Genomic DNA, 4,138 nt, shown 5'->3' with positions numbered 1-4,138 from the left:
AAGCTCATAAAAAAGAAAAAACGTTGGCTAGTGATTTGAAATCACTAAGTTTTATTGTTTGTTGACGCTTGTTTGTTTAGTTTTCAAAGAACAATGAAGTTCATTCGTCGAAGTGACGACAAAATTAATTGTAACATCTAACTTCGTAGAAGTCAACTTCTTTTTTTGTTTTTTATTTCAATCATGTCGCATCGGCGACAAGAATTAATATTACCACCAGACTTCGTAGAAGTCAACTTCTTTTTTCAAAAGAAAATGGATAATCATTTTATCGCGTTTCGGCGACGAAAATAAATATATCATTTCACTTCGTAGAAGTCAACTTCTTTTCTTCTTTTTTGGCGAAAAATAAAAAAGACTTAAAGTCTTTTCTTTTTGGCTTTTTCGTCGTGGCCCTTGTGGAAATTGGGTAAGTTTGGTATAAATAAATAATCAATAAAACGCCCGGAAAAGGAAAAAAGGCTCCAGCGTGTCATATAAGGATTGCCGTCCTTACATAACCGTCCACCGTGCGAGCACCACGGTAAACACTTGCTTTCACCTTTTTGTTACCTTTATTTATCCAATATTTTACGATAAATAAACGTGAACTTCAAGTAGAAAGTACATAAAAGGTGTGTTTACCGCTTGGTAAACACACCTTTTTTCGTTTTCCTAAAGAAAAGGAGAACCAACATGACTGTAAGTAAAATCGTATCTAACACCGCATTTCAACAGATGATGACCTATAAATTATATTCAGAGAATGAGCAACAAAAAAAAGCAATCAAGCGTCAACTGATCAAAAGTGTGATTGATGCTTATGGTGATACCTACTACCGATTGAAAGAAGGAACCAGACAGGCCATTGATATGATGTGCTGGCTGTCGGCGGAACGAGGATTTGTCTTTGCTGGTGATGACTATTTAGGGGACCGGTATGATATATCGGACCGGACGGTTCGGAACGTCGCAAAAATCCTTCGGAAGGCAGGAGTAATCCTTACGGTCTACCGCAGCTCGACCAAACATAACGGACGAGGATGCCCGATTCACCTATTTGTGGTTCATCCTTATTTCAACCACTGGACAAGCTTATTGAACCTAGATTTCCAAGCTGATTTCCAAGCTGAAAAAGCCGAGACTCCTTGCGAGAGTAAAGACGAACAGCCCAAAAATGTTTCTACCAATGATTTATCTTTAAAATCTATTAATAAAAACATACGTAAGGTACCTCGTCTGGATTCTACCTTTACAGCTTCATTTGTGCCAAAAGAATTTGTACAGGCTGTCAGGCCTTTCTTTGATGATGCTGTGACAATCGAGGATTTTTGGAAGAGCGTTTACCTTGATACCAAGATGATCTGCGACATAGTCGCCTCAGAAACCATTACATACACAGCGGTCGATGCCTTCAAGCAAGCCGTCAGGGGATATAAGCGAGGAAAAGTCAAAACCACTCTCATCCGTTATTTCACCGGTACCTTCAAAAAACTGATGGATCAGGTGTATTTTGACCTGCCTTTACCAAGTTAAAAAGCACAAATCAAAGCGCAATGAAAAGGAAAATGATAGAGAAGTCAATTTCTGTTCCATTTGTGTCCTTTTCTCTATATGAAACCCTGTCATAATGCAGGTTTGGGCCGGCTCTTCTTTTTTCGTGGACACCAGGAGACCTCGCCCTGCCAACATACATAGCATGACGAGGTCTCCTGATACTCTAAACTCGTCGCCGGCCAAGGAAAAGTCTGCACAGATATGGAATCGGAAGGGCATTTGAAAAAACGGTGTTTTTGTTTTTAAAATTCGAAAGATTGTTTTTAAAATTTGTCTCACAGGCTGTTTATTTGGCTTTCTAAGGTGTCTGATTTTTTTCTTGAATACTGAAATAAACCAAAATAATTTCGAAGTTGAACTAGGGATTTAAATCGTCCTGGACAGATATGGGGGATGGGTATCGTTCGAGCAGTTTGTATGGGGTTTTTTATGCAAGAACCTCCCCGTTCACAACCTTATGAATCCGGGAAAACCCCTGTCATATCAACATTTGAATGAAATTCTGCATAAAGGATAAATGCAGCCCTTTGTGAAACACAGTATTATCAAGGATTCGAAGGGTTCAGAACTTCCGAGAGGTGCCATTATGTAAACTGGAAACGGATGAGGTATTCAGTTTGGTGTATATCGATTTAAATCAGTGGGTCTGTTTAAAAGGCGACAACTTGAATTCCTTCGGAATCTACTAAAATGAATCTGTATCTTTTTCACCTTTTGGCTTTTTCATATTCGGTTTGTTTTTGTGTGTGAACTCATAGTCATATAGAGGATTACTCATATTCATATCGAAATAATCATTATGATTACTCGGTGTGAATCCATTGGATTAGTGATTATGAGAAAGGTGTGTGAACTATGCAAATTGGAGAAGTTTTGGACGCGTTGGCCACGCCAGGAAATACAGTCGCCAGGGTAGCAAAAGAACAGGCGGGAATTGGAGAAAAAAGGCTGCGAATGATCTTAAACACGGCCGGTTATGAATTTAGGAACAAGGGTCAAAAAGGTTGGTTTTATATTGGAGAAGGCCAGGAACCCCTTGAAAAAGACCTTTCCGACTATAGTACCGTAAGTAATAAGACAGTCCAATCCACTGCACCCATCAGTAACAAAAGACAAGTCATCTATTCACGAAGTGATCTTGCTAAAAATCACAAAGACGATCAGGTAAATGATACGTTGGGGCAATCGCAATTTACTAAGGAAGAACTGACAACTTTAAAGGAAATGATCCAGGAGTACATACAGGAAAAGAGAAATCAAACATCCAGGGACCGGCTACACATCCGGATCATGAAGCTAAAGAAGGAAGAACGAATAAGGAAAACGGTCGTGATGAGTGAGTCCGTTGCCAAGAAATTTGATGATTTTGCGGAGAAAATGAAGTTCAACAAAAGTAACATTCTGGAATTGGCCTTGATAGACTTCATCAGCAGCTATGATCAGGAAGAATAGAGCCTAAAAAAGCAGCAGTCCCTCGTCGGAAGCTGCTGCTTTGAATTGCACTATCCTATTGATTTTTCATCCAGGAAACACTTGTTGATGACATCTTCTAACGTATTGAAATTATTTGTGTTTAGCTTGGCGTATTTTTTCGTTACGTTAAGGTCCTTATGACCGGCAAGCTTTGAAACAATCTCTAAATCAACATCAGAATCGACGAGTCTTTGGCAAAAAGTATGTCGAAGCTTATTTGGATTCACATTATATTTTTCAAGCATATATTGTACAGATCGCTCGGTTATACGGTCGCCTGACTTATTAATAAACAAGGCTTCATTTGATGCGCTTCGTTGCAGGTAGTTTTCCAAATGGGCTCTCGTCTCACTCGAAAGAGGGATGATCCGTTCCTCTTCATTTCTGTGCACGATCAATTGGTTTTTTCTGAAATCAACATTCGAACGATCCAATCGGCATAATTCAGAAACACGGATCCCTGTATGCAATAGTACATAAACCATCGCGATATTCCTAAGGTTTCCGTCTGTCTTTACTTCCGTCAATAATGCAGAATACTCATCGAAAGAAAGTGCGTCAATATCCTCATTTTTTTCGACCGGCTTTACTTTTAATCCTAAAACTAGATCCGGTTTTTCCAAGAACTTGGTGAACGTCCGTATCGCACCGATTGTCTTATCGATAGTTGTCGAACTCTTCCCCTGCTGTTCCAAAAAGGTGACATAGCTCTGAATATCATCCTTGATTAAACGGGTAATATCAGAATTTTTCTCTTGAAGCCACTCTTGAAACTTTTCTAATTCACGTTTATACGTGGAAATAGTATTGGGAGATTTCTTTTGTTCCTGTAGCCAATGGCAAAAGTCAAGAATCAGCGGAATAGCTTCAGTCGAATTTCTTTTCATGCCCATCCTCCTTCATTTTTCTTGCTTGCCTTGAGTATACTCGATATACGTTTGGAAGTAAACTTCCACGAATATGAATTATCAAAACATTTAAAAATAATAATTTTAAAAAAAAGGAGCACCCAAGAAGGGTGCTCCTTTTTTCTTTGCCTGGCAACGTCCTACTCTCACAGGGGGAAACCCCCAACTACCATCGGCGCTGAGAAGCTTAACTTCCGTGTTCGGCATGGGAACGGGTGTGA

General features: G+C 39.4%; 3 protein-coding genes and 1 rRNA gene. 2 read left to right on the top strand and 2 right to left on the bottom strand.

Going from position 1 to position 4,138, the window contains the following annotated elements; translation table 11 throughout:
• The first annotated feature begins 675 nt into the window (after nt 1-675).
• Together EV146_RS26670 and EV146_RS26665 are read left to right on the top strand one after the other, a co-directional pair.
• Nucleotides 676-1,515: a transcriptional regulator gene (locus EV146_RS26670; RefSeq protein WP_132011606.1), complete on the top strand. Its 840-nt coding sequence runs from the start codon at nt 676-678 to the stop codon at nt 1,513-1,515.
• Nucleotides 1,516-2,391: 876 nt separating this feature from the next.
• Nucleotides 2,392-2,988 carry a hypothetical protein gene (locus EV146_RS26665; RefSeq protein ID WP_132011605.1) on the top strand — a complete coding sequence of 199 codons (597 nt, stop codon included), beginning with the start codon at nt 2,392-2,394 and terminating at the stop codon, nt 2,986-2,988.
• 50 nt (nt 2,989-3,038) lie between these two features.
• Here the strand turns inward: EV146_RS26665 and EV146_RS26660 are convergent, their stop codons facing one another.
• Both EV146_RS26660 and rrf read right to left on the bottom strand, forming a co-directional pair.
• A complete protein-coding gene (locus EV146_RS26660; protein WP_158287237.1) occupies nt 3,039-3,896 on the bottom strand; it encodes a tyrosine-type recombinase/integrase in 858 nt (285 codons plus the stop codon).
• Between the two features lie 148 nt (nt 3,897-4,044).
• Nucleotides 4,045-4,138: ribosomal RNA gene (rrf, locus tag EV146_RS26655) — 5S ribosomal RNA — on the bottom strand; the annotation flags it as partial.

The sequence above is a fragment of the Mesobacillus foraminis genome (assembly GCF_004340465.1).
GTDB lineage: Bacteria > Bacillota > Bacilli > Bacillales > Cytobacillaceae > Mesobacillus_B > Mesobacillus_B foraminis.
The sequence above is the reverse complement of the archived record's forward strand: the minus strand, read 5'-3'. Positions and strand labels throughout refer to the sequence as shown.